Consider the following 23,483-nt stretch of genomic DNA (forward strand, 5'->3'; position numbering starts at 1 on the left):
CTCGAGCGATCCCAATGAACGGCTCACGCCGTCGCCTCCAAGTCCTGCTCGACCACCGCGTAGTGGTCGATCTTGTAGTCGAGCACCTCCAGGCACGTCTGCAGCTCCGCGATGCGGGCGCGGACGTCGGTCCGGTGGTCGACGAGGATCTGCTTGCGGCGGCCCGCCGTCAGGTCGCCGCGGTGTCTGAGCTGCGCGAACTCGCGCATCATGCGGATCGGCATGCCGGTCGTGCGCAGGCGCGTCACGAACCCCAGCCAGCCGAGGTCCTCGTCCGAGTAGCTGCGGCGCCCGCCCGAGTCCCGCGCGGGCGGGTCGACGAGCCCGATTCGTTCGTAGTAGCGCAAGGTGTCGATGGACAACCCACTGCGCTGTGCGGCTTGGGCTATCGAGTAACTCACGAGCTCGACGCTAAGACCTGGAGTGCGCTCTAGGTCAAGCGGAATCCTTCGGGAGTCCCCACGCTTCGAGGTGACCGGCCATCTCGGCGACGTCGATCTTGTCGCGGCCGAGCGAACGGACGAGGTCGAGCGCGTCGTCCTCGTCGGCGTCGATCCAGTAGCCGTTGATGTCGCACATCGTGACGGCGGCGACCCAGCCGAGGCGCCAGTTGCCCTCCACCAGCGGCCGGGTCCGGACGATCGAGTCGAGCAGGGCGGAGGACTTCATCCACAGCGTGTTGTACGCCTCCACGCCGAGGACGGTGGCGCGGGGACGGTATGCGGCCGTGTCCAGCAGACCGATGTCCCGGACGACGAGGTCGCCGCCGGTCACGGCCGTGGCCAGCACTAACAGGTCCCCGGCGTCGAGGTAGGAGATCACAGCACCCAGTTGATCAGAGAGGTACGACAGTTTCAGGAAGAACCGAGCCTATCCAAAAGACCTCGGTACTTGGGCAGGACTCTCTGAAGTACCTCGCCGAGCTGCTCTTCCTGCTGCATCCGCCGGTAACGTTCCGCGATCGCGAGCCGCACGACCTCCTGCTTGGACCGGCCCTCGGCCTGGGCCAGTTCAGCGAGCCGCAGGTTCTCCTCTTCGGTCAACCGCAAGGTCATCGCCATTCGAGCCACGGTACCAATGTGATACCACCGAGGCCAGTGCCCATTAGGATTGCCCGATGCCCAGGCCGAGGACCCACGACGACGCGCTGCGACGGCGTCTGCTCGAACGGGCGGGCGAGCTCCTCAGCACCGAGGGCCCTCATGCAGTGAGCCTCCGCAAAATCGCCACGGACGTCAACACCTCGACGACGGCGGTCTATTCCCTCTTCGGCGGGAAGCCGGCGCTGCTGGAGGCGCTCTACGACGAGGCGTTCACGAGGTTCGGGACGCACCTGGCGGCGGTGCCGATCACGGGCGACCCCACCGAGGACCTGTTCCGGATCGGGCTGGCGTACCGGCGCAGCGCGCTCGCGGACCCGCACTTCTACTCGGTGCTGTACTCGAAGGTCGTCGAGCCGACGAAGGAGATGAGCCGCGCGGCCGGCCGGACGTTCGCGCCGGTGCGCAACGCGGTGCGGCGGGCGGTCGAGACGGGCGTGTTCCGCGACGAGGACCCCGAGCAGATCGCGATGTCGATGTGGGGCATGGTCCACGGCCTGGTGAGCCTGGAGCTCAACGGCAACCTGCCACCCGGTGTGGACGCCGCCGCCACGTACGAGCTGGCGTTGCGCGCGCACGGCCGCGGATGGCTGGCCTGAGCCGGAAACCACGGAATCCGGGGAGGCGGCCGCCGCGAAACCTCCCCGGACCCGCTGAACTGTCCGATTAGGACAGCCCGTCTATTTTCCCTGTGCGGCCTTACTTCAGGGCGCCGTCGAGCGCCTTGACGAGCTCGCCGTCGGCGGTGTCGCCGTCGAGCGACCAGATCATGGCTCCGCCGAGCCGGTGGTCGTTGATGAAGCGGGCCTTGCGCTTCATCTCGGTGGCGTCGTCGTAGGTCCACCACGTCGTGCCGTCGTAGATCCACGCGAAGCCGGCGCGCTCATCGCGGTAGACCTTGTACTTCGGGTCGGCGAGCTTCGTCTTGATGACCTTGAAGTCCTCGTAGCCGGCTTCGTAGGTGGCCGGCGCGGGCGTGCCCGTGCCGAACAGGCCGTTGCGCGCACCGGGTGCGACGCCGCTCCAGCCGCGACCGTAGAACGGGACGCCGAGCACGGCCTTCGAGCGCGGGGCACCGCGGCGCAGCCACGCGTCGACCGTCACCTCGGAGCTGAACTCGAACGGCGCCGGGTCGGCCTTGGGGACCCGCAGCGCGGACTGCTGGTTGGCCTGGGCGTCCCACGCGCCGTGGTAGTCGTAGCCCTGCAGGGTGCCGAAAGTGAGGTAGCAGAACACCTTCGCGACCTCGAAGCCCGCGTCGACCTGCTTCGGGTCGGCCGGCAGGAACGCGGTCAGGTCGCGGTTCCAGCCCATCTGCCTGCGGTACTCGGCGAGCAGCTTGGTGAAGTTCTGCCTGTCCTCGGGACGCACCACGTTGGGCGGTTCCATGTTGCCGTTGGAGCCGGGCCACTCCCAGTCGAGGTCGACGCCGTCGAAGACGCCCTTCGCGGCGCCCTCCGGCAGACCCGGCAGGTTGCCCTTGATCCACATGTCGGTGCACGACTTGACGTGCGCGGCGCGCGACTCGGGGGTCAGCGCGGCGTTGGAGAAGTAGCGCGAGCCCGTCCAGCCACCCAGCGAGATGTTCACCTTCAGCTTGGGGTACTTGGCTTTGAGCTGCTTGAGCTGGTTCAGGTTGCCCATCAGCACCTGGCCGGCCTCGTCGGCCTTGCCGTTCACGGACTGCTCCGCGGTGAAGGGCATCTGCCAGTCGGCCCACGGGTCGGCGCTGACGCACTTGCCCGACTCGTCGAGGAAACCGAAGGCGTAGTTCAGGTGCGTCAGCCGCGCCGCGGCCCCGCTGTCGACGAGGTTCTTCACGCGGAAGTTCCGGCCGTACACGCCCCACTGGATGAAGTACCCGACGGTGCGGGCCTTCGAGAATCCGTGGTGCCCACTGGTCTCGACATCGGCGTTCGCCGGCGCAACGGCCAGCGACGCTGACAGGGCGCCGACCGCGAGCGCGGCGACACCCCATCTCCGTCTGGACATGTGACTCCCTAGATCAGATCGCGGCGGCGGCGATGTGGTCCACAGCACGATAGGCCTGAGGTCTAGACCACTGCTACGTCCGATCGGAGGTATGTCCTAAACCGCCCCGTACAGACGGTCACCGGCGTCGCCGAGGCCCGGCACGATGTAGCCGGAGTCGTTGAGCCGCTCGTCGACCGACGCCGTGACGAGCCGCACCGGCAGCTTCGAGTCCTCGAGGTGGTTGATGCCCTCTGGCGCCGCGAGCACGCACACGGCCGTCACGTCGGTCGCGCCGCGCTGGGTCAGCAGCCGGATCGTGTAGGCCATCGAGCCACCGGTCGCGAGCATCGGGTCGAGGACGAACACCGGCCGTCCCGCGAGGTCCTCCGGCAGCGACTCCATGTACGGCGTCGGCTGCAGCGTCTCCTCGTCGCGGGCCAGGCCCACGAACCCCATCTGGGCGTCCGGGATGAGCTTGTGCGCCTGGTCGGCCATGCCCAGACCGGCGCGCAGCACGGGCACGAGCAGCGGCGGGTTTGCCAGCCGGTAGCCGGTGGTACGTGCCACCGGGGTGTGCGTGCGGTCCTCCGCCAGCGGCGCCTCGCGCATGGCCTCGTAGACCAGCATGACGGTCAGTTCCTGCAGCGCGGCACGGAATGCGGCATTGTCCGTACGCGCGTCGCGCATGGTTGTGAGTCTCGCCTTGGCGAGTGGATGATCGACGACCAGGACGTCCATGCCCGACACCGTAACCGCTGGGAGGAGCTAGGGGTGTTCGAAGAGATCTACCGCGAGGCGCGTCAGCGCGTCATCGGTCTGACGATGGGCCTGAGCGCGGAGGAGCTCGCCCGCACCGTGCCCGCCTGTCCTGAGTGGACCGTGCACCAGGTGATCGCGCACCTGTCGGGCGAGGCGTCCGATCTCGTCAGCGGCCGCATGGAGGGCGCGCCGTCGGACGAGTGGACCGCGCGGCACGTCGCGGAGCGGGCGGACGTCCCGGCGGACGACCTGCTGGAGCAGTGGAACGTCTTCGGCGACAAGATCGCCGAGCTGATGCCGCGCCTGCCGTACCAGCTCGCGCTCGACGCGATCACGCACGAGGCCGACCTGCGGGCCGCGCTCGGCCGCGAACGCCTCCCCGACTCGGTGTGGCAGCCCACGCTGGTGTGGATGGCACCGCGGCGGCTGCCCTCGGTGACGGTGAAGACGGAGCTCGGCGCCATCGGCGACGGCCCGATCACGCTGGAGGTCGACGGCTACGAGCTGTGGCGCGCGTTCTTCGGCAGGCGCTCGCGGCGGCAGATGGAGTCGTGGGGCTGGTCGGACCCGTCGCCGATCGACGACATCCCGTTCTTCCCGTGCCGGGCCACCGATCTGGAGGAGTGAACGCCGTTAACTCGCCGGTGTAGGGTCGGCCGCGTGACAGACCACGTGCGCATCGGAGTGCTCGGCGCGGCCAGGATCGCGCCGACCGCCGTCCTCGACCCGGCCCGCTCCTCCACCGTCGCCGAGGTCGTGGCCGTCGCCGCGCGCTCGGCGGAGAAGGCCAGGGCGTTCGCGGACGAGCACGGCATCGCGCGCGTGCACGGGTCGTACGAGGAGCTGCTGGCGGACCCGGCGGTCGACGCCGTCTACAACCCGCTGCCCAACGGCCTGCACGGCAGGTGGACGCTCGCCGCGCTGGAGGCAGGCAAGCACGTGCTGTGCGAGAAGCCGTTCACCGCCAACGCGGCCGAGGCCGCCACCGTCGCGGCGGCGGCGAGCGCCTCCGGGCTCGTGGTGATGGAGGCGTTCCACTACCGCTACCACCCGCTGGCCGTGCGGGTGGACGAGATCATCCGGTCCGGCGTGCTGGGCCCGTTGCGGCACGTCGAGGCGTCCGTCTGCTTCCCGCTGCCGCTGTTCTCCGACATCCGCTACGACTACTCGCTCGCGGGCGGCGCGATGATGGACGCGGGCTGCTACGCCGTGAACATGGTGCGGCTGCTGGGCGGCGAGGAACCCGAGGTGCGGTCGGCGACGGCGTTGCTGCGCGGGCCCTCCATCGACAGGGCGATGCGCGCGACGCTGCGCTTCCCCTCCGGCCACACGGGTTCCGTGCACGCGTCGCTCTGGTCGTCCACCGTGCTCAAGCTGTCGATGAAGGCCGTCGGCGAGAACGGCAGGCTGAGCGTGTTCAACCCGCTCGGCCCGCAGATGTTCCACCGCATGTCGTTGCGGCTCAAGGACAGGACGTCGACCGAGAACTTCGGCAAGCGCGCGACCTACGCCTACCAGCTGGACGCGTTCACCGACGCGGTGCTGCACGGCAAGCCGTTCCCGACGACCGCGGACGACGCCGTGCGGAACATGACGGTGATCGACTCGATCTACCGCGCGGCGGGGCTGCCGCTGCGACAGCCGGCCGCGTGACCCGGTCCCGGCCGGCGGGGCGACCGCCCGCGATCCCGGTCAAGTCCACCCCGAGCGGGAAGTGGTGGTTCTAGACTCGGTCGGGTGAGCGACGAGCTGGTACCCGCCGACCAGAGTCACATGCGCGCCTCGGACGCCGACCGGGAACGGATCGCGCAGGTGCTGCACAAGGCGACCGCCGAAGGGCGCCTCGACATCCACGAGCTGGACGAGCGCCTGGGTGCCGTCTACGCCGCGAAGACCTACGGCGAGCTCGCGCCGATCACCGCGGACCTGGTGCTCAGCGGCATGCAGCCGCCCGCGATGGTGCCGATGTCGGCGCAGCAGCCCGTGGTGAGCGACCGCGTGGTCGGCGGCGAGCCGGGCAGCGCGGTGTCGGTGGCCTTCTGGTCGGGGGTGAACCGCAAGGGCCAGTGGGTCGTCCCGCGCATGCACAACGCCGTCGCGGTCATGGGCGGCATCGAGCTCGACCTGACCCACGCCCGGTTCGCCGAGCAGGAGGTCACGATCAGCTGCTTCGCGTTCTGGGGCGGCGTCGAGATCCGGGTGCCCGACGACATCAACGTCAACGTCGACGGGTTCGGCTTCATGGGCGCCTTCGAGGACAAGGCTCCCGGCCGGCGGCACATCCCCGGCGCGCCGACCGTGCGGATCACCGGGCTCGCCATCATGGGCGGGGTCGAGGTGAAGGGGCCGAAGAAAAAGAAGTCGTCGATCCTGCGCGAGCTGCTCGAGTGAGAGTCCCGCCGTGGGCTGGGTCACCCCTTCCGCACGTGGGGTGACCTGCGCGAACCGTCTCACTTAGGACGGGCGTCCCAATCCGCTTAGACTCGCGGACATGGCTGCTCCCACGACACCGCCGTCGGCCCTGGCGGACGCCGTGCGCGACGAATCGTCGCTGCGGCGCTTCCTCCACGGGCTCCCCGGCGTCGACCAGGTCGGCGTCGAGCAACGAGCCGCGGGCCTCGGCACGCGGAGCATCAAGAAGGCCGCCAAGCTGCACGCCATCGACCTGGCGATCAGCATGGTCGACCTCACCACCCTCGAAGGCGCCGACACCCACGGCAAGGTGCGCAGCCTGGCCGCCAAGGCCAAGCGCCCCGACCCCGAGCGGCCGGACGTGCCGCGGGTCGCGGCCGTCTGCGTCTACCCGGACATGGTCAGGACGGCGGCGGACGAGCTCCAGGGCACCGGGATCAACGTCGCCAGCGTCGCGACGGCGTTCCCCAGCGGCCGCAGCACGATGGACGTCAAGCTCGCCGACACCCGGTTCGCCGTCGAGCAGGGCGCCTCCGAGGTCGACATGGTGATCGACCGCGGCGCGTTCCTCTCCGGCCGGTACGGGCAGGTGTTCGAGGAGATCGTGAAGGTCAAGGAGGCGTGCGGGGACGCGCACCTCAAGGTCATCCTCGAGACCGGCGAGCTAGTGACCTACGACAACGTGCGCCGCGCGTCGTGGCTCGCGCTGCTGGCCGGCGGTGACTTCATCAAGACGTCGACCGGCAAGGTGCAGCCCGCCGCGACGCTGCCGGTGACGCACGTGATGCTGCAGGCCGTGCGGGACTGGAAGGACCGCACCGGTGAGCTGCGCGGGGTCAAGCCCGCCGGTGGCATCCGCGCCACCAAGGACGCGATCAAGTACCTGGTGGCCGTGCACGAGGTGGCCGGGCCGGAGTGGCTCGACCCGCACCTCTTCCGGTTCGGCGCGTCGACGTTGCTGAACGACCTGCTGATGCAGCGACGGACCCAGTTGGACGGCCACTACAGCGGCCCGGACTACGTGACGGTGGACTGAGCAGACATGTGGGAATACGCCCCCGCGCCCGAGTCGCGGGACATCGCGAACCTCAAGCCCTCGTACAAGATGTTCGTCGACGGCAAGTTCGTCGAGGGCACCGGCGAGCCGCTCAAGACGGTCAACCCCGGCACCGAGGAGGTGCTGGCGGAGGTCTCGACGGCGTCGGAGTCCGATGTGGACACCGCCGTCAAGGCCGCCCGCAAGGCCTACGACCGCGTGTGGTCGAAGATGCCGGGCAGCGAACGCGCCAAGTACATCTACCGGATCGCGCGGCAGATCCAGGAACGCGGCCGCGAGCTCGCGGTGCTGGAGTCGCTCGACAACGGCAAGCCGATCAAGGAGTCGCGCGACGTCGACATCCCGACGGCCGCCTCGCACTTCTTCTACCACGCTGGCTGGGCGGACAAGCTCGGCTACGCGGGCTACGGACCGGACCCGAAGCCGCTGGGCGTCGCGGGTCAGGTGATCCCGTGGAACTTCCCGCTGCTGATGGCCGCGTGGAAGATCGCGCCCGCGCTCGCGTGCGGCAACACCGTCGTGCTCAAACCGGCGGAGACCACGCCGCTCACCGCGCTGGTGCTGGCCGAGATCATCCAGCAGTGCGACCTGCCGCCGGGCGTCGTCAACATCATCCCCGGCGCCGGTGACGTCGGCGCGGCCCTGGTCGGGCACGAGGACGTGAACAAGGTCGCCTTCACCGGCTCGACCGACGTCGGCAAGATCATCCAGGGCCAGCTGGCGGGCACCGGCAAGAAGCTCACGCTGGAGCTGGGCGGCAAGGCCGCCAACATCGTGTTCGACGACGCGCCGCTCGACCAGGCCGTCGAGGGCATCGTCAACGGCATCTTCTTCAACCAGGGCCACGTCTGCTGCGCCGGCTCGCGCCTGCTGGTCCAGGAGTCCATCGCCGAGGAGTTCGTCGAGAAGCTGCACGCGCGCGTCAGCACGTTGCGCGTCGGCGACCCGCTGGACAAGAACACCGACGTCGGCGCGATCAACTCGCGCGAGCAGCTCACCAAGATCAAGGAGCTGACCGAGTCGGGCGAGGCCGAGGGCGCGCAGCGGTGGACGTCGTCGTGCCCGTTGCCGGACAAGGGCTTCTACTTCGCCCCGACCGTGTTCTCCAACGTGTCGCAGGCGATGCGGATCGCCCGCGAGGAGATCTTCGGCCCCGTGCTGTCAGTGCTGACGTTCCGCACGCCCGAAGAGGCCGTGGCCAAGGCGAACAACACGCCGTACGGCCTGTCCGCGGGCATCTGGACGGAGAAGGGCTCGCGCATTCTCTGGATGGCGCAACGAATGCGCGCCGGCGTGGTGTGGTCCAACACGTTCAACCGCTTCGACCCGACCGCGCCGTTCGGCGGGTACCAGGAGTCGGGCTTCGGCCGTGAGGGCGGCCGCACCGGTCTGGAGGCCTACCTCGATGTCTGATCGCGTCACGGTCGCGAAGACCTACAAGCTCTACATCGGCGGCAAGTTCCCGCGCTCCGAGTCGGGCCGCAGCTACCCGGTGGCAGACTCGAAGGGCACGTTCCTCGCCAACGCCGCGCAGGGCTCCCGCAAGGACGCCCGCGACGCCGTGTCCGCCGCCCGCAAGGCTTTCGGCAGCTGGTCAGGCGCCACCGCGTACAACCGCGGCCAGGTCCTGTACCGCGTGGCCGAGGTGCTGGAGGGCCGCCGCGAGCAGTTCATCAGCGAGGTAGCGGCGTCCGAGGGCGTGTCGGCGAAGAAGGCGGAGTCCCTGGTGGACACCGCGATCGACCGCTGGGTCTGGTACGCGGGCTGGACGGACAAGATCGCGGCCGTGCTGGGTTCGTCGAACCCCGTGGCCGGCCCGTACTTCTCGTTCTCCACACCAGAACCGACGGGCGTAGTGGCGGTCCTCGCACCACAGCAGTCGTCATTGCTGGGCCTCGTGTCCGTGATCGCGCCAGTGATCGCCAGCGGCAACACCGCCGTGGTAATCACCTCGCAGGACCGACCACTACCCGCCATCACGCTGTCCGAGGTGCTGGCCACCAGCGACGTGCCGGGCGGTGTCGTCAACATCATCACCGGCCGCACCGCCGAAATCGCGCCGTGGCTCGCGTCGCACGGCGACGTGAACGCGCTAGACCTCACCGGCGCACCGGAGTCGATCCGCGCAGACCTGGAACGGTCCGCAGCAGGAACGGTGAAGCGCGTACTGCGCAACAAGGCCAACGAGGACTTCGCGGCAACACCAGACCTGTCACGAATCCGCGCGTACCTGGAGACGAAGACGGTCTGGCACCCGATGGGCGTGTAGGACCAGCACGAGGCCGAAGGCGAGCCGAAGCAACGGCGAAGCCGAGCCGCTTTGGCTTTTGGCTTTGAGCAAGCGGGTCCGGTGGGGTGGTCCCGTCACGAGCAGTGCTGACGCGTTTAGTCGCGCCCGAAGGGGGATGTCAAACGGCCACGCTTTTCGGCCGTTTGACATCCCCCTTCGGGTGTGGCTGCCTCGAGCACTGCTCGTGACGGGACCACCCCACCCCCAACCACACGAACAACGCAACAGCAAGCCGCCCAACACAAACAGGCGTGCCATCAACCCGCTCACGGCGCTGGGGGTCTTTGATCAGTTGGCGGGGTCCGGGGCAGCGCCCCGCGCACGAAACAGGAACCCACCGCACCAAGCCGACCACCACCTACTCGGCCGCGTAAGCCTTCCCCAACGCCGCCAGTTCCTCCCCAAGAATCCGAACAGCCTTGGGCCCAACCCCGTGGATCTTCAACAGCGCCCCGGCCGACACCTCAGTCAGCGACTCGAACGTCGCATACCCATGCGCCGCCAGCTCCCGAGCAGCAACCTTCCCAATAGCCCGCGGAAACTCAGTCTCCTGAGAGGACGTCACGAGTTCACCAACCCAGCCCGCCAAGCCCAAGAAGCAATCCCAACCCGATTCCGCACATTGAGCTTCGTCTGCACAGAAGCAATGTGCGTCTTAACGGTAGACAACGACAAGAACAAGGACGAAGCGATCTCCTGGTTGGTGAGCCCCCGAGCCACCTCCCGAACCACGTCCTGCTCCCGAGCCGTCAACAGCCCGAGATCAGGCCGCTGAGCAGGCCGCGAGAAGTGCTCCAACATCCGCACGGTCACCTGCGGCGAGATCAGCGCGTTGCCCTGCGCCGCCGCCCGCACGGCCTCGACCAGCAACGCCGGCCCGGCGTCCTTCGTGAGGAACCCGGACGCACCGTTCTCCAGCGCCGTGTGCACGTACTCGTCGAGATCGAACGTGGTCACGACGACGACCTTGGTGGAGCCGGAGAGCTTCTTGGTGACCTCCAGCCCGTCGAGGCCGGGCATGCGGATGTCGAGCAGCGCCACGTCCGGGTTGTGCTCGCGGGCCGCGGACACGGCCGAGATGCCGTCCGGCACGTCCGCCACGACGGTGATGTCGGGCTGCTTCTCGAGGATCATCCGGAAGCCGACGCGGACCATCTCCTGGTCGTCGGCGATGAGGACCGAGATCACTTCTTCCCCTCCAGGGGTAGCTCGGCGAGCACCTGCCAGCCGTTCTCGCGCGGGCCCGCGGAGAACAGGCCACCGAGCAGGTCGACCCGCTCACGCATTCCAACGAGACCGTAGCCGCCCTGGTTCAGCTCGCCCGGCCGGCCGTCGTCCGCGACGACCACCCGCAGCGCGTTGCGGCCGGTCCGGGAGATCTCCACGTCGATCATGGTGGGGCTCTGGGCGTGTTTGTGCACGTTGGTCAGCGACTCCTGGACCAGGCGCAACACCGACCGGCCGAGCTCGGGCGGCACCTCGTCGGGCAGGTCGATGCGCAGCCGGGTCTCGATGCCGAGCTCACGGGTGCGTTCGACGGCCGAGATGACGTCGGCGGCCAGGTCCGTCGTGGCGGCGTCGGTCTCGCCCTGGCGCAGGGTGCCGACCAGTCGCCGCATCGCGCCCAGCGCCTCCGTGCCCGACCGGACGATGCCCGGCAGCAGCCGGTGGGCGGCCCGCGGGTCGTCGTCGGACACCTCCAGCGCGGCCTGGGCCTGCACGAGCATGCCCGTCACGTGGTGGGCGACCACGTCGTGCAGCTCACGGGCGAGTGCGATGCGTTCTTCCTTCTGCGCGTCCGTCACGGCGGCGGCGATCAGGCGGCCGCTCTCGGTGTCGCGGGCGCGGAAGTACAGGCCGGTGCCGACCGCCGCGAAGCCCAGGACCAGCGAGCCGAACATCTCGTTGTAGTTGCCGGTGAAGAGCCAGTTGTCGCGCACGATCGCGGCCACGAAGCTCACCGCCATCAGCGAGCCGACCGACCAGGTGGCCGCGCGCCGCGGCTCCTCGCGCACCACCACGGCCGTGATGACGAGGCACGCGGCGGTCTCCGCGATCGTCAGCGGGCTCAGGATGGTGGGCAGGCTGACGTCGGTGACCCGCATGACGAACGACGACGCCAGGACCGACGCCACGGCGATCGGGATCACGAAGTCGCGCGACCTGAACGACGTGACGGCGACGATGCACAACGGCACGCCGAGCAGCCACACGAGCGCCTCACCGCCGCGCGGCCCGTTCATCAAGATGAGCTCGCCCAGCATGAGCAGCGCGAGCACACCGGCGATCGGCCACTGGCCCCGATGACTGTCCACGGGAGACAACGGTAGGACCCCGCCCCCTCTCCGGCCTCGGTCATCCGGCTGATCCGGTGTGTCGTCAAGGCTGAGGTTTTCGGGGAGCGTTCCCGGCACCTTCAGTGTCATGAATTCCGTTCTGGCCGCTCGTGGCCTGGTCAAGACCTACGGCGACGTGCACGCGCTCGCCGGGGTGGACATCGACATCTCCGCGGGGGACGTGCTGGCGGTCGTGGGTCCGTCCGGTTCCGGCAAGACGACCCTGCTGCACGTGCTGTCCGGCATCCTGCGCGCCGACGGCGGGGACGTGTTCCTCGACGGCAAGGCGATCGGCGAGCTCACCGAGACGGGCCGCAGCGCGTTGCGGCGCACGGCGTTCGGGTTCGTGTTCCAGTCGGGCATGCTCGTGGCCGAGCTGACGGCGGAGGAGAACGCGGCGCTGCCGATGCTGCTCGGCGGCGGTTCGCGGGAGGAGTCGCTCGGCGCGGCGCGGTCGTGGCTCGCCCGGCTCGGCCTGGGAGGCCTGGAGAAACGGCGCCCCGGCGAGCTCTCCGGCGGGCAGGCACAACGGGTCGCGATCGCGCGGGCTCTCGCGCACCAGCCACGGGTGGTCTTCGCCGACGAACCGACCGGCGCCCTCGACACGCGCACCGGCCAGGAGATGATGACGGCCCTGCTGCAGGCCGCGGAGGAGACGAACGCCGCGGTCGTGATCGTCACGCACGACAAGGCGATCGCGGACCGGGCCCTGCGCGTCGTCGAGATCCAGGACGGGCGCATCGCGGCAGGGGTGTCGGCGTGAGGATCGCTCTGGCGGTGCTGCGCAGGGACCGGCGCAGCCAGGTCGCCACCGTGCTGGTCGCGCTCGGCGTGATGATCGCCGTGTCGCTGGTGCTGTGGCTCGTCGCCGCGCCGAACGCGCTGCAGGCGCGCTCCGACCGCACGGTGTGGCGCGAGGTGTTCGGCGGCAAGGGGGACGGCGCGATCTCCGTCGCGGTGAACCGGGACTCCTACGGCGACACGCTGATCCAGCGGTTCGACGTCGCCCGCACCCGGCCCGGCGACGTGGCGGTGGCCGCCGGCATCCCGAAGTTCCCCGAGGTCGGCGAGGTGCTCCTGTCCCCCGCCCTCGCGGACCTCGTGCGGACGACGCCGCCGGAGAAGCTCGGGAACCGATTCCCCGGCAGGCAGGTCGCCGTGCTCGGGGACGAAGCGCTGAAGTACCCGGGAGAACTGGTCGCGATCGTCGGCCACCAGGAGGTCCCGAGCGGCTACCCGGCGCTCGACCTGAAGGGCGGCACCGGCCCGTACGCCGACGACTACGAGAGCATGCTCACGCTGCTCACCCGTGTCGGTCTCGTGGTGCTGGTCGTGCCCTGCCTGGTGCTCGTCGCGTCGGCCGCCCGGCTGACGGCGGCGAAACGGGAACGGCGCCTCGCCGCGTTGCGGCTCGCCGGTGCCAGCCCGCGCCAGGTCGTGGTGATGACGGCCGTGGAGACCGCGATCGGCGCGGTGGTGGGCAGCGTGCTGGGCGTGCTGCTGGCCCAGCCGTTCAGCCACGTCACCGCCACGATCCCGTGGGAGGGCGGGACCTGGTTCCCCGGCGACTTCGTGCCCTCGCCCGCGGTCGTGGCGGCGGTGGCCGTGCTCGCGCCGGTGCTGGTCGTCGGGGCCGCGATCATGGGCCTGCGGCGGGTGGTGAACCAGCCGCTCGCGGCCGAGGGGAAGCGGACCGTGCGCCCGTGGCGGTTGCTGATGATCGCCGGTGCGATCGGCGTGTTCTTCCTCGGCATCACCTACGCGCGGGAAGCGGGCGGGGCCAACCAGTTCACGGTGGTGCTGCTCGGGCTCGGCGGGGTGGCCCTCGCGCTGGTGCTGGCGGGTCCGGTGCTCACGGCGTGGGTCGGCAGGTTCTTCGTGGGGCGGTGGCGCGGGCCGTCGACGCTGCTGGCCGGACGACGGCTCGCCGGCGACCCGGTGGCGGCGTTCCGCGGCTCGGCGGGCGTGGTGATCGCGGTGTTCACCGGGTCGATGGCGCTGACCATGCTGCCGGGCCTGGAGAGCCAGGTGCCGTTCCGCGACCGGACGTGGGTGGAGAACGCGCTGGTGGCGCAGGGCGTGCAACACGACATCACGCCGTTGCGGCTCGCGACCTCCGCGCCGATCATCACGATGCTCGACGGCACGGTCGGCAACGACCAGCGCGGCACGTACGTCGTCGTCGGGCACTGCGAGGACGTGGCGAAGGTGCTGCCGGGCCTGAACTGCCGGCCGGGACCCGCCGTGTACGCGTCGGAACCGTTGCCGGGCACCAAGTTCGAGTCCGACAAGGTCGAGGCGACGCTGCCCGACCGGTACGAGACGCGGCCGTTCGCGGGCAACGGACAGGTGGGTGTGGTCATCGACCGGGACCTGCTGCCCACGACCTCCGGCGAGGTGTCGCTGGTCGCGGTGCCGACAACGCCCGAGAACCGCGAACTCGTGCACACGGCGATGGTCGGCACCCTGCCGGGCGCACGGCTCGTGGACAGCGAACAGCTCTACGGCGACACGTTGATGGCCGACCTGGAACGCGCCACCGTCATCGGCCTTTCGATCGCGGCGGTACTCGGCGGAATCGGCGCCGCGGTGGCGGCAGCGGGTTCGGTGATCGACCGCCGGCGCACTTTCGGCGCATTGATCGCGGCCGGGACACCAATTCGTGTGCTGGGTCACGCATTGCGCCGAGAAGTGATGTTGCCGGTGTTCGCGGTCACATTGGCGGCGTGCGGCGCGGGTCTTGTCATAGGCCTCGGACTGCTCAGCCTGGCCCGCGGAATCGTAGGCCATGGCGACATGCCGATCACACCCTGGGTGCTGGCACCGGTGGGTGTCGGAGTCGTGGTCGCGCTGGTGGCGGCCCTGGCGTGCGGTCCGGTACTACGCGGCATCAGCCCTCGGGATTACGCGGCGGAGTAGCACTCAGCCGGAAGTACGAGAACGGGACTGGCCCTCAGCGCGATGTGCGCCGAGGGCCGGTTTTTTATGTTTGATCCATGACGAATGCACAGCTCGCGAGCATCCAGTGGGGCGCTTTCCTGTCCGTTGTCTTCCTCGCCCCGCAGTTGTTGTTCCGCCGGCTGACATTCCGCGGTGCCACCGTCACCGTTTACGCCAGCATGCTCTTCTCGGCGACCTTCCTGCCGATGCAGACCGTGGCACCGCGCCAGTCCGTGCAGCTCGTGCCGTTCCAGTGGGTCGCCGACACGATCCGGGACGGGCAGATCGCGTTCGACCAGATGACGCTGAACGTGCTGCTGTTCGTGCCGCTCGGGGCGATGCTGATGGCCTGGGGCCGTCGGTCGATCGGCCAAACCGCACTGATCGGGTACGGCGTCTCGCTGGTCGTCGAGGGCTCGCAGCTGCTGTGGGCCAACCGGATCTTCGACGTGGACGACCTGATCTCGAACACCACCGGCACGGCGCTCGGCTGGCTGGGCGCGCTCGCGGTGGTGAAGGTGCACGCCCGCGCGAAGGTCGCTCCTCAGCCGCGGCGCACGCTCGCCGGCGTGCGATGACTCAGCTGGTGCGCCAGTGCAGCTCTTCGGCGGAGTTGACCTCCGGGAAGCAGTGCCCGACTGCGCTGCGCGTCTCCAGGGCCGTCGCCACCTGGTCGAACATCTCGGCGAGCGAGGTGTACTCCGGCTTCACCATCTCGTTGCGCTCCTGATCCCACTCGACCACGCAGCCGCGCAGCACGCCCGGCCGCAGGTCCACGGCGAGCACGTCGCCAGTGCCGTCGAACGCGATCGGCAGCCACTCCGGGTGGAACCAGCTGGTCGGCGACCCGGCCTCGGAGGCGTCGGCGGCCCTGCTCGTGCGGCGGTCCCTCATGACGAACGCGCGGTCGGCCCCCAGCGGCGTGTAGAAGGGCGGCAGGATCTCGGCGTAGAGGTTCTCCTCGGTGCCGCCGTAGACGCTCCACCACATCTGCAGGTCGATCGGAACCCGAAGCTCCGGCAGCGCGTCGTACCTCGGACGCAGCACGGCACGGGTGGCGGGCGCGTGCTCCGCCAGCCAGGCCAGGATCCGGTTCCAGTGCTCGATCACACCCACGGACCCATGATCTTGGCGGAACGACGGGCGAGGTACCGCTCATCGGGGCAGGATCAAGGCGAACAGGTCACCACTGGGGGACGAAGAATGGTGGAACAAGGTCTCAGAGCGGACCTCGACGCCCTGACCGCGTACGCGTCGGCCGTGAGCGGCCTGGCGGGCGAGGTGGGCTCGGTCGGCACGGGCACGCTGAACGGCACGACCGCGCTGCCCGGCGACTGCTTCGGCAAGCTCGGCAACGAGGTGGGCCTGAACGCCGCGTTCCAGACGGCCGCGCAGGCCCAGCTGGACGCGCTGAAGGCCGCGGCCACCGGCCTCACCGGACTGGGCACGGCGGTCACCAAGGCGCGTGACGCCTACATCGGCCAGGAAGAAGCGCACAAGGCGTCGATCGACAAGGCGGCGCGGACGTGAGCGTCGAGGGCATGCTCAGCCAGTTCCTGGCGCCCATGAAGGAGAACCTCGCGAAGCTCGACGGCGACACCGGCGGCGCCACCCAGGCAGGCGACGCGTTCGGCCGGGCCCAGACCGCGATGACCGACCTCGCCACGCGCCACGGCTCGGCCTCGACCGCCGTCCTCAACACGTGGTCCGGCGACAAGGCCAACGCCTTCACCGGCCGCGTCTCGTCCTTCGCGACAGCCGCGAACCTGTTGTCCGCCAACGCTTCCACCATCAAGACCGTAGCCTCGACCGGCGTGACGGCGGTGACCGGCGGCCGCACGGCCATCCAGGGCCTGATCGACGAGTTCGTCGGCAAGGCCACTCCCAAGCTCGAAGCCGCCGTGGCCGCCTCGAAGTTCTCCGGCGCCGGCATCGTCCTGGAGGCGATGGCCGAGCTCGCCGGGATGGCCTCCGACTACCAGAGCAAGACCTCCACCGAACTCCAGAAGGTGCGCGACCAGCTGACCCAGCTGGTCGGCCGGCTCACCGGCCTGCAGACCCCGGACAAGGGCGCGCTGGAGAAACTAGGCGAGCCGCTGGGCGGCGACGAGGGCTCCACCATGACCGCCGGCGCCACCGACGCCCCACCCACCCCGAAGCACGACCCCGGCGCGGGCACCGGCTCCGGCGCGGGCGGCGGCAGCGGCGGTGGAAGCGGCGGCGGTTCGGGCGGCGGCGGAGGAGGCGGCTCCGGCAGCGGTGGCGGAGGCGGCGGCTCGGGCCCCCGACTCCCCGTGGCGATCCCGCCCCAGCCCGGCGACGGCGTGGGCGTGAACCTCCCCGACGGCAGCAGCGCCGAGGCCCCGAACGAGACCGCGGCCATGGCCGTCCGCAACGCGTTGTCCGCCTTGGGCACCCCGTACGTCTGGGGCGGCGCCAACCCACCCCAGGGCACCGACTGCTCAGGCCTCACCCAGTGGGCCTACGCAGGCGCGGGCTTCGACCTCCCCCGCCCAGCGTCCTCGCAGGCGATGGGCGCCTCCGTGCCACCGGGCCAACTACTTCCCGGCGACCTGGTCGTCTGGGACGGACACGTCGCCATGGTCATCGGCAACGGCCAGATGGTCGAGGCAGGCGACCCGGTGCAGGTGCAGCCGATCAGAACGTCGAACTCCGGCATGTCGTTCTACGGCTTCTACCGCCCGACGGGCTGATCCACCCGCTTCCGCAGGGCCTGGAACGCGAGCTTCCCCAGGCCCTTCAGGAAGGCCCCAGCGACATACGCGTGGTCGTAGTAATCACGCCACAACACGACCCGCCCGTCCTTGACCACGAACGTCCCGCACACCCAGAACGCCGCTTCGAACCCACCACGCCGGATGACGTCCGTGCGCTGGGTCAGCACCACCCCACCATTCGCGGCGATGTGGTGGATGCGCACCTCGACCCCGGTAACAGCCTTGTTCATCAGCCCGAGGTGCCGAGCAACCGTCTTCTTCCCACGAGCAGCGGGAAAGGGCACGTTCTGCCACGACACGTCCTCCGCCATGTGCCGAACGACCTCAGCCGCGTCCAGGGTTTCGGTGGCACGCAGCATCGCCACCACAACATCACTCGGGTCAGTCACCAGCCCAGCTTCCACCACCCGCCAGCACAACGCCGAAGGCGAGCGAAACAACCCCTGAACGCACCGCCAACGGCGAAGCCGAGGCCCCAAGCGATGCCGAAGGCGAGCCGTGCGGACCTGACGCCGATGGGTAGCGGTGCACCCAATCGCAATCGTCGCGGAGCGGCGATGAACCCCGCTGATTCGTCCGAGGTGCACGACCACGCAGGAACAGGCACCAGACCGCAATGGCGACCACGCTGGAACTCGCACGGCAACCACGCTGGAACCCGCACAGCAACCACGCTTCACCACACCCACCCCACAAGAATCCGGCACACTGTCATCCCAAGGGGAGGTGATCACATGGACGACGACGTCCACCGCGCCGCAAGAAAAATCCGCGAAGTAGAGCAGGCAGTAACCACCCACGCCGCCAACACCGGCCCGATAACCGGCCAAGCCTCCTCCCCCGACGGCGCGGTAACGGTCACCGCCACCCCAGCCGGCCCACCCCAGCAGATCACCGTGACCCCGGCCTCCCTGCGCATGGGCCCACACGCACTGGCCGCCGAAATCATGCGAATAGCCGCAAAGGCCCAACTCAACGCGAACACCCGCCTGCACCAGACCCTGAACCGCGTGGTCGACCCCGAAGAACTCACCGCGATGGGCATCGAGAACGTCCGCGATGACGACGAGTACAGGTGGCGGCCGTGAACGAAGAGCGCGTCCAAGCCACCGAACAGCTCCAGCGCGATCTCAAAACCATCGCCGCCACCGTCGAGCACCCGAGCGGGCTGTGCATGGCGACGGCGTCGCCGAAGGGCGAGATCAGGGCGCTGCACCTGCACCCCCGGCTGCTCACCCAGGGTGCCCAGGCCGTCGGGCAGGTCGTCACCGAGACCGTGCGGCTCGCGACGAACGCGGCCGTGCAGACGAGCTACAACAAGATGGCGCTGGCCCTCGGCGACGGCATGGCGATCGACGTCGAGTCCGTCGCCGGCGACTCGCCCTTCCGCTCGACGTGGAACCCCGTCGTGCCGCCCAAAGCCCCTGCTGAGCAGGGACCGCCGGAGCGCAGACCGCGCGCACCGCGGGTGGAGGACCAGGACGACGACGCTTTCTTCGAGAACCCCATGTGGTTGCGGTGATCAGCACCGTTACCCTCGTCCACGGCATCAGGCAGGCGTGACCGGGAGGTCAGGATGGCGCAGGACATCGTCCCCATCGAGCTGGGGCTGACGCAGGGTGACGTCGTCACGCTGTGGGCACCTCGCTGGCGCGAGAAGGGCGAGGAGTGGGAGGCGTTCCTCGGTGACGAGGAGGACCTGTTCGTCTTCCCCGACGCCGCGCACCTCGCCGCGTTCGTGCGCACCGCCGAGGAGCACGACCTGAGCGACCACCCGGCGTGGCCGGTCGTGCCGTCGCTGGGCGTCGCGGACCTGTCGCCCGACGACAACCACCAGTTCGACCTGGTCGGCGTGCCCGAGCTGATCGCGGAGGACCCGGACACCTGGACGATCGGCGAGCTCGCCGACGTCATCGCCATCGTGCGCTCGCTCGCGGACGTCTGCGAGCTCGAGAAGGTCCACGAGGTGCTCGACGCCGCCGAGGGCTTCTCGCTGCTGCCGCAAGGCACGCTGCCGTTCAGCGGCAGGGACGGCGCGAAGCTGTGGGACGCGATGTCCGAGGTCGTCTCCGAGAAGTGGGACGAGGTGCTCGACGCGATCGACAGCGTCGTGAACACCCCCGAGGTGCCGGAGAAGCAGCTCGCCGTCGCGCAGGAGGAGCTCGCCGCGCTCGAGGCCGAGACCGCCGCTGCCGCCGAGGTCGAGGACCCGGCCGACGACGACGCCGAGGAGAAGGAAGCCCCCACGGGCTTCTGGGCCGACGCGGGCATCGACCCCATCAAGATCATCACGTCCGCCGGCGAGTTCTACACGCTGCGCTGCTACCTCGGCGACGACCCGGTGTTCCTGGGCCGCCGCGGCAAGATCGAGGCCTTCACCTCCGCGCGCTCGCTGAGCCGCTTCGTCGCCGAGAACGACGACCACGACCTGGCCGAGGTCGAGACGTGGAACGACGTCAAGGTCAAGGCCACGGCGGGTGAGCTCGAGGTCGACGTGGACGACGAGAACGTCTACGTGCTGACCGGCATCGCCGAGGACATGGAGGAGGGCCCCGACTCCCTCGACCCGCAGCAGCTCGACCTCGCCGTCGAGCTGTTCGAGGACGCGGCGGAGTGGGCGGACGACGAGTCGGTGAAGGAGGCGCTGGCCTCGTCCGAGTCGCTCGGCTGGCTGGTGTCGTTCGTCGTCTCGCCGGACCCGACGCGTCTCGCGCCGTCGGCGCCGTACGACGCCGAGGTGGCCGCGTTCCGCACGCTGCAGGCGGCGTTCGAGGACCGGCTCAACACCAACTGATCTCCACCGCGAAAGGGCCGCTCACGCCGTGAGCGGCCCTTTCGCCGTTCACGCCGTGAGCGCGGCGTAACCCGGCTTGACCAGCTCGTTGATGATCGCGAGCCGCTCGTCGAAGCCGAGGAACGCCGACTTCATCGCGTTGATCGTGAACCACTGCAGGTCGGCCCACCCGTATCCGAACGTCTCCGCCAGCGCGGCGAACTCGCTCGACAGCGAGCAGTCGCTCATCAGGCGGTTGTCGGTGTTGACCGTGACGCGGAAGCGCAGCTTCGCGAGCAGGCCGATCGGGTGGTCGGCGAGCGTCGGCGCGGCGCCGGTCTGCAGGTTCGACGTCGGGCACATCTCCAGCGGGATGCGGCGGTCGCGCACGTACGCGGCCAGGCGACCCAGCTGCACCGTGCCATCGCCGGAGACCTTGATGTCGTCGACGATCCGCACGCCGTGGCCGAGGCGTTCGGCACCGCAGTGCTGGATGGCCTCCCAGATCGACGGCAGGCCGAACGCCTCACCGGCGTGGATCGTGAAGTGCGCGTTCTCCCGGCGCAGGTACTCGAACGTGTCGAGGCCCCTGGTGGGAGGGAACCCGGCCTCCGGGCCCGCGATGTCGAAGCCGACGACGCCGAGGTCGCGGTAGCGGACGGCGAGCTCGGCGATGCGCAGCCAGCCCTCGTTCTGGCGCATCGCGCACAGCAGGGTGCCGACGCGGATCTTGCGGCCGGTGGCGGCGACGCGCTGCTCGCCGACGCGGAAGCCCTCCTGGACGGCCTCGACGACCTCTTCCAGGGTGAGGCCCTTCTCGGTGTTGAGCTCCGGCGCGTAGCGGATCTCGGCGTAGACGACGCCGTCCGCCGCGAGGTCCTCCACGGCTTCGGCGGCCACGCGGACGAGCGAGGCCTCGTCCTGCATGACACCGCAGGTGTGGGCGAAGCCTTCGAGGTAGCGCACGAGCGAGCCGGAGTTGGCGTTGTCGCGGAACCAGCCGCCGAGGACGCCCGCGTCGGTGGTGGGCAGGCCCTGGTAGCCGGAGGCATCGGCGAGTTCGATCACCGTCTGCGGGCGGAGGCCACCGTCGAGGTGGTCGTGCAGCAGCACCTTCGGCGCGCTGCGGATGGTCTCCAAGGTAAGCGGCGTACTCATTGCTACACGTTACTCCAGACGACACGCCGCTTCAGCGCCGACCGAAACGATCATGATGACGCTATGATCATGAGCTGGTTCACCGTCGTTGCCGATCCGTGATCAGCAACTTTCTGCAACCACCAGACGGGTTGAGTCACTCCAAGGTAGGAACATCATCGGCTGCAGCCGCCCGCTTCCCGGCGGCAACTTGGCGTTCAGAGTAACGAGGTAGCCCGATCGGGTCAGTTGCCCGTCCGCGCACCGCCGTTTCTTCTCGGGGGTGGTACAGAGCCTTCCCGTGACGCGGATAGGCTCCCGTGGTCTCCCCCTCCCCTGGACGAAGGCACTCAGCCGTGACAGAGAACAACAACTCCACGATGTCCTTCGATCGGATGCGCAACATGCTCACGCGCGCCGCGGAGATCCGTGAGAGCGAGCAGCAGCAGATCTTCGACGCGCTGGACGAGATCCACGCCCGGATGTCGCCTCTGGAGTCGCTGGGTTCGGTTCGCAAGCGCCTGTCGGAGCTCCCGGACCGCACTGAGGTCAGCGTTCTCGCGGAGCGCCTGGACGAGGCCCTCGCCAAGCTGGAGGCCCAGGACAACGCCGTCGCCGGCATCGGTCGCGCGGTCGACGCCCTGGTGGACAAGCTCGCCAAGCCGTTCGCCCAGCTCGACGGCCGTCTCGACGGTGTCGCCGGTCGCTTCGAGGGTGTCGCGGGCCGCATGGACGGCCTCGAGGACAAGCTCGCCTCCATCCACAAGCGCATCGACGACCTCGACGGCCACCTGGACAAGCAGGACGGCAAGGTCGACTCGATCCCCGGCGCCGTCACGAACCCGCTGCGCGAGCGCATCGAGGCCCTCGAAGCCGCGCTGCGCGGCCGTCTCGACGAGGTCGACGAGGGCGTGCACGAGCACCTCGACGGCACCCGCGAGGCCCTGCAGAAGATCCTCGCCGACTCGTTCTCCGGCATCCACGGCCGCGCCGACGAGCAGCGCGACGCCCTCGCCGCCGCGCGCGCCGAGCTGGCCGCCGCCGTCGCCGACAGCCGCGCCGAGCTCGTGTCGGCCGTCCACGACCGCCACAACCAGCTGGCGTCGTCGCTCACGGAGACCCGCGACTCGCTGGCCGGTGCCGTGGCGGACAGCCGCGGTTCGCTGGAGGGCACGCTGGCCGAGACCCGCGGCTCGCTCGAGGGCACCCTCGCCGAGACCCGCGACTCGCTCGCGGCGTCGCTGGCCGAGACCCGCTCCGAGCTGGTGTCCGCCGTCGCCGACACCCGCGAGACGGTCCACGGCAAGCTGGACGAGGCCCGCACCGCCCTGTACGCGGCGATCGAGCAGTCCCGCGACCAGGTCGACGCCGCCGACCGCCTCGAGTCCCTGGCCCGCCGCCTGGAGCTCGTGACGTCGCAGCTCGACAACATGACCAACCGCCTGGACAAGGTCGAGGACGGCTTCGCCGCCCGGATCTCCGAGCTCGGCGGCACCGTCGACGCGAGCCTCACCAAGGTCGCCGAGACCGTGGGCGCCCGCCCCGACACCGACTCGCTGCAGTCCCTGGTCCGCAAGTCGAACCAGGAGTCCGAGCTCCGCATCGGCGGCCAGCTGGACGAGGCCATGGCCACCTTCGCCGAGCTCATCCTCGGCGGCGGCTCGCCCACGCCTCCCCCGCCGCCCACCGCCCTGCCGCGCCCGCAGCGCCGCACCCGCAAGAACGGCGGCCCGAAGCCGGCGAACGGCGGCAAGGACGTGGACGACGACGACCTGGCGGCCGAGGGCGCCTGATCGCCCCCGCTTGACCGGCCTTGCACGGCCCCGGAGCTGACCAGCTCCGGGGCCGTTGTCGTGCGCGGGGCGGCGTGCGACGACCGCCACACCGGGCGAAGCCGCTGAACCCGCACCAATCGAGACACGTGACCATGACGAGAGCGCTCACACGAAAGTGGGTAGGCTCGCCGG

General features: G+C 69.8%; 27 protein-coding genes. 16 read left to right on the forward strand and 11 right to left on the reverse strand.

Features of this window, described 5'->3' with window-relative positions:
* Nucleotides 1–23: 23 nt before the first annotated feature.
* From ACFWV3_RS07895 to ACFWV3_RS07905, 3 genes are read right to left on the reverse strand one after another with little or no spacing between them, the layout of a single operon-like run.
* Nucleotides 24–401 (reverse strand): MerR family transcriptional regulator, encoded by a 378-nt coding sequence (locus tag ACFWV3_RS07895; RefSeq protein WP_382409548.1) that lies wholly within the window; start codon nucleotides 399–401, stop codon nucleotides 24–26.
* A gap of 34 nt (nucleotides 402–435) precedes the next feature.
* Nucleotides 436–822, reverse strand: coding sequence for a type II toxin-antitoxin system death-on-curing family toxin (locus tag ACFWV3_RS07900; RefSeq protein WP_382409550.1), 387 nt, complete (start codon nucleotides 820–822; stop codon nucleotides 436–438).
* A 32-nt stretch (nucleotides 823–854) separates the two neighbouring features.
* A complete protein-coding gene (locus tag ACFWV3_RS07905) occupies nucleotides 855–1,061 on the reverse strand; it encodes a type II toxin-antitoxin system VapB family antitoxin (protein WP_330850007.1) in 207 nt (68 codons plus the stop codon).
* Between the two features lie 56 nt (nucleotides 1,062–1,117).
* Between ACFWV3_RS07905 and ACFWV3_RS07910 the strand changes: the two genes are divergently transcribed.
* Nucleotides 1,118–1,699 (forward strand): TetR/AcrR family transcriptional regulator, encoded by a 582-nt coding sequence (locus tag ACFWV3_RS07910; RefSeq protein WP_382409553.1) that lies wholly within the window; start codon nucleotides 1,118–1,120, stop codon nucleotides 1,697–1,699.
* Between the two features lie 100 nt (nucleotides 1,700–1,799).
* Here ACFWV3_RS07910 and ACFWV3_RS07915 read toward each other — a convergent pair whose 3' ends face one another.
* Nucleotides 1,800–3,092: a glycoside hydrolase family 18 protein gene (locus ACFWV3_RS07915; RefSeq protein WP_382409555.1), complete on the reverse strand. Its 1,293-nt coding sequence runs from the start codon at nucleotides 3,090–3,092 to the stop codon at nucleotides 1,800–1,802.
* A gap of 96 nt (nucleotides 3,093–3,188) precedes the next feature.
* The gene (upp, locus tag ACFWV3_RS07920) at nucleotides 3,189–3,812 is read right to left on the reverse strand and encodes a uracil phosphoribosyltransferase (protein WP_382409557.1); all 624 of its coding nucleotides are present in this window, start codon (nucleotides 3,810–3,812) and stop codon (nucleotides 3,189–3,191) included.
* 33 nt (nucleotides 3,813–3,845) lie between these two features.
* Between upp and ACFWV3_RS07925 the strand changes: the two genes are divergently transcribed.
* The 6 genes from ACFWV3_RS07925 (at nucleotide 3,846) to ACFWV3_RS07950 (ending at nucleotide 9,571) form a co-directional block, all read left to right on the forward strand.
* Nucleotides 3,846–4,460: a maleylpyruvate isomerase N-terminal domain-containing protein gene (locus ACFWV3_RS07925; protein WP_382409559.1), complete on the forward strand. Its 615-nt coding sequence runs from the start codon at nucleotides 3,846–3,848 to the stop codon at nucleotides 4,458–4,460.
* 33 nt (nucleotides 4,461–4,493) lie between these two features.
* Complete coding sequence (locus tag ACFWV3_RS07930) at nucleotides 4,494–5,486, forward strand: Gfo/Idh/MocA family protein (protein ID WP_382409561.1); 993 nt, start codon at nucleotides 4,494–4,496, stop codon at nucleotides 5,484–5,486.
* Between the two features lie 84 nt (nucleotides 5,487–5,570).
* A complete protein-coding gene (locus tag ACFWV3_RS07935) occupies nucleotides 5,571–6,224 on the forward strand; it encodes a DUF1707 domain-containing protein (RefSeq protein ID WP_382409563.1) in 654 nt (217 codons plus the stop codon).
* Nucleotides 6,225–6,324: 100 nt separating this feature from the next.
* On the forward strand, nucleotides 6,325–7,281 hold the full coding sequence (gene deoC / locus ACFWV3_RS07940) for a deoxyribose-phosphate aldolase (protein WP_382409565.1): 957 nt from the start codon (nucleotides 6,325–6,327) through the stop codon (nucleotides 7,279–7,281).
* Nucleotides 7,282–7,287: 6 nt separating this feature from the next.
* Nucleotides 7,288–8,715: an aldehyde dehydrogenase family protein gene (locus ACFWV3_RS07945; RefSeq protein ID WP_382409567.1), complete on the forward strand. Its 1,428-nt coding sequence runs from the start codon at nucleotides 7,288–7,290 to the stop codon at nucleotides 8,713–8,715.
* Nucleotides 8,708–9,571 carry an aldehyde dehydrogenase family protein gene (locus ACFWV3_RS07950; protein WP_382409569.1) on the forward strand — a complete coding sequence of 288 codons (864 nt, stop codon included), beginning with the start codon at nucleotides 8,708–8,710 and terminating at the stop codon, nucleotides 9,569–9,571. The genes ACFWV3_RS07945 and ACFWV3_RS07950 overlap by 8 nt, the downstream gene beginning before the upstream one ends.
* 379 nt (nucleotides 9,572–9,950) lie before the next feature.
* Here ACFWV3_RS07950 and ACFWV3_RS07955 read toward each other — a convergent pair whose 3' ends face one another.
* From ACFWV3_RS07955 to ACFWV3_RS07965, 3 genes are read right to left on the reverse strand one after another with little or no spacing between them, the layout of a single operon-like run.
* The gene (locus ACFWV3_RS07955; protein WP_382409571.1) at nucleotides 9,951–10,157 is read right to left on the reverse strand and encodes a hypothetical protein; all 207 of its coding nucleotides are present in this window, start codon (nucleotides 10,155–10,157) and stop codon (nucleotides 9,951–9,953) included.
* On the reverse strand, nucleotides 10,154–10,780 hold the full coding sequence (locus ACFWV3_RS07960) for a response regulator (protein WP_382409573.1): 627 nt from the start codon (nucleotides 10,778–10,780) through the stop codon (nucleotides 10,154–10,156). Before ACFWV3_RS07960 ends, ACFWV3_RS07955 begins: the two co-directional genes overlap by 4 nt.
* Nucleotides 10,777–11,907 (reverse strand): sensor histidine kinase, encoded by a 1,131-nt coding sequence (locus ACFWV3_RS07965; protein WP_382409575.1) that lies wholly within the window; start codon nucleotides 11,905–11,907, stop codon nucleotides 10,777–10,779. Before ACFWV3_RS07965 ends, ACFWV3_RS07960 begins: the two co-directional genes overlap by 4 nt.
* Nucleotides 11,908–12,016: 109 nt before the next feature.
* On the opposite strand from ACFWV3_RS07965, the gene ACFWV3_RS07970 reads away from it, so the two are divergent.
* From ACFWV3_RS07970 to ACFWV3_RS07980, 3 genes are all read left to right on the forward strand, one after another.
* Nucleotides 12,017–12,691 carry an ABC transporter ATP-binding protein gene (locus tag ACFWV3_RS07970; RefSeq protein ID WP_382409577.1) on the forward strand — a complete coding sequence of 225 codons (675 nt, stop codon included), beginning with the start codon at nucleotides 12,017–12,019 and terminating at the stop codon, nucleotides 12,689–12,691.
* A complete protein-coding gene (locus ACFWV3_RS07975; RefSeq protein ID WP_382409579.1) occupies nucleotides 12,688–14,847 on the forward strand; it encodes an FtsX-like permease family protein in 2,160 nt (719 codons plus the stop codon). The genes ACFWV3_RS07970 and ACFWV3_RS07975 overlap by 4 nt, the downstream gene beginning before the upstream one ends.
* 77 nt (nucleotides 14,848–14,924) lie before the next feature.
* Nucleotides 14,925–15,446, forward strand: a complete 522-nt coding sequence (locus ACFWV3_RS07980; protein WP_382409581.1) for a VanZ family protein — start codon at nucleotides 14,925–14,927, stop codon at nucleotides 15,444–15,446.
* 1 nt (nucleotide 15,447) lies between these two features.
* Here ACFWV3_RS07980 and ACFWV3_RS07985 read toward each other — a convergent pair whose 3' ends face one another.
* Complete coding sequence (locus tag ACFWV3_RS07985; RefSeq protein ID WP_382409583.1) at nucleotides 15,448–15,984, reverse strand: SMI1/KNR4 family protein; 537 nt, start codon at nucleotides 15,982–15,984, stop codon at nucleotides 15,448–15,450.
* A gap of 87 nt (nucleotides 15,985–16,071) precedes the next feature.
* Here ACFWV3_RS07985 and ACFWV3_RS07990 point away from each other — a divergent pair, with 87 nt between their 5' ends.
* Nucleotides 16,072–16,398: a hypothetical protein gene (locus ACFWV3_RS07990; RefSeq protein WP_382409585.1), complete on the forward strand. Its 327-nt coding sequence runs from the start codon at nucleotides 16,072–16,074 to the stop codon at nucleotides 16,396–16,398.
* Nucleotides 16,395–17,582 (forward strand): NlpC/P60 family protein, encoded by a 1,188-nt coding sequence (locus tag ACFWV3_RS07995; protein ID WP_382409587.1) that lies wholly within the window; start codon nucleotides 16,395–16,397, stop codon nucleotides 17,580–17,582. The genes ACFWV3_RS07990 and ACFWV3_RS07995 overlap by 4 nt, the downstream gene beginning before the upstream one ends.
* Here ACFWV3_RS07995 and ACFWV3_RS08000 read toward each other — a convergent pair.
* Complete coding sequence (locus ACFWV3_RS08000; protein ID WP_382409589.1) at nucleotides 17,564–17,995, reverse strand: limonene-1,2-epoxide hydrolase family protein; 432 nt, start codon at nucleotides 17,993–17,995, stop codon at nucleotides 17,564–17,566. The genes ACFWV3_RS07995 and ACFWV3_RS08000 overlap by 19 nt on opposite strands.
* A 345-nt stretch (nucleotides 17,996–18,340) precedes the next feature.
* On the opposite strand from ACFWV3_RS08000, the gene ACFWV3_RS08005 reads away from it, so the two are divergent.
* The 3 genes from ACFWV3_RS08005 to ACFWV3_RS08015 are packed head-to-tail and all read left to right on the forward strand — an operon-like array spanning nucleotide 18,341 to nucleotide 20,400.
* Nucleotides 18,341–18,694: a hypothetical protein gene (locus tag ACFWV3_RS08005; RefSeq protein ID WP_382409591.1), complete on the forward strand. Its 354-nt coding sequence runs from the start codon at nucleotides 18,341–18,343 to the stop codon at nucleotides 18,692–18,694.
* Nucleotides 18,691–19,128, forward strand: a complete 438-nt coding sequence (locus ACFWV3_RS08010) for a YbaB/EbfC family nucleoid-associated protein (RefSeq protein WP_382409593.1) — start codon at nucleotides 18,691–18,693, stop codon at nucleotides 19,126–19,128. Before ACFWV3_RS08005 ends, ACFWV3_RS08010 begins: the two co-directional genes overlap by 4 nt.
* A gap of 54 nt (nucleotides 19,129–19,182) precedes the next feature.
* On the forward strand, nucleotides 19,183–20,400 hold the full coding sequence (locus tag ACFWV3_RS08015) for a primosomal protein (RefSeq protein WP_382409595.1): 1,218 nt from the start codon (nucleotides 19,183–19,185) through the stop codon (nucleotides 20,398–20,400).
* Between the two features lie 48 nt (nucleotides 20,401–20,448).
* Here the strand turns inward: ACFWV3_RS08015 and ACFWV3_RS08020 are convergent, their stop codons facing one another.
* A complete protein-coding gene (locus tag ACFWV3_RS08020; RefSeq protein ID WP_382409597.1) occupies nucleotides 20,449–21,537 on the reverse strand; it encodes an adenosine deaminase in 1,089 nt (362 codons plus the stop codon).
* Nucleotides 21,538–21,896: 359 nt separating this feature from the next.
* Between ACFWV3_RS08020 and ACFWV3_RS08025 the strand changes: the two genes are divergently transcribed.
* Nucleotides 21,897–23,309, forward strand: coding sequence for a hypothetical protein (locus tag ACFWV3_RS08025; RefSeq protein ID WP_382409599.1), 1,413 nt, complete (start codon nucleotides 21,897–21,899; stop codon nucleotides 23,307–23,309).
* Nucleotides 23,310–23,483 lie beyond the last annotated feature (174 nt).

This window comes from Lentzea sp. NPDC059081 (assembly GCF_042738015.1).
Lineage (GTDB): Bacteria > Actinomycetota > Actinomycetes > Mycobacteriales > Pseudonocardiaceae > Lentzea.

Coding starts and splice junctions, on each gene's coding strand:
- ACFWV3_RS07905 (WP_330850007.1), bottom strand. CDS start 1,061: ATGGCGATGACCTTGCGGTTGACCGAAGAGGAGAACCTGCGGCTCGCT.
- ACFWV3_RS07910 (WP_382409553.1), top strand. CDS start 1,118: ATGCCCAGGCCGAGGACCCACGACGACGCGCTGCGACGGCGTCTGCTC.
- ACFWV3_RS07915 (WP_382409555.1), bottom strand. CDS start 3,092: ATGTCCAGACGGAGATGGGGTGTCGCCGCGCTCGCGGTCGGCGCCCTG.
- upp (WP_382409557.1), bottom strand. CDS start 3,812: ATGGACGTCCTGGTCGTCGATCATCCACTCGCCAAGGCGAGACTCACA.
- deoC (WP_382409565.1), top strand. CDS start 6,325: ATGGCTGCTCCCACGACACCGCCGTCGGCCCTGGCGGACGCCGTGCGC.
- ACFWV3_RS07945 (WP_382409567.1), top strand. CDS start 7,288: ATGTGGGAATACGCCCCCGCGCCCGAGTCGCGGGACATCGCGAACCTC.
- ACFWV3_RS07950 (WP_382409569.1), top strand. CDS start 8,708: ATGTCTGATCGCGTCACGGTCGCGAAGACCTACAAGCTCTACATCGGC.
- ACFWV3_RS07970 (WP_382409577.1), top strand. CDS start 12,017: ATGAATTCCGTTCTGGCCGCTCGTGGCCTGGTCAAGACCTACGGCGAC.
- ACFWV3_RS07980 (WP_382409581.1), top strand. CDS start 14,925: ATGACGAATGCACAGCTCGCGAGCATCCAGTGGGGCGCTTTCCTGTCC.
- ACFWV3_RS07990 (WP_382409585.1), top strand. CDS start 16,072: ATGGTGGAACAAGGTCTCAGAGCGGACCTCGACGCCCTGACCGCGTAC.
- ACFWV3_RS08005 (WP_382409591.1), top strand. CDS start 18,341: ATGGACGACGACGTCCACCGCGCCGCAAGAAAAATCCGCGAAGTAGAG.
- ACFWV3_RS08015 (WP_382409595.1), top strand. CDS start 19,183: ATGGCGCAGGACATCGTCCCCATCGAGCTGGGGCTGACGCAGGGTGAC.
- ACFWV3_RS08020 (WP_382409597.1), bottom strand. CDS start 21,537: ATGAGTACGCCGCTTACCTTGGAGACCATCCGCAGCGCGCCGAAGGTG.
- ACFWV3_RS08025 (WP_382409599.1), top strand. CDS start 21,897: ATGTCCTTCGATCGGATGCGCAACATGCTCACGCGCGCCGCGGAGATC.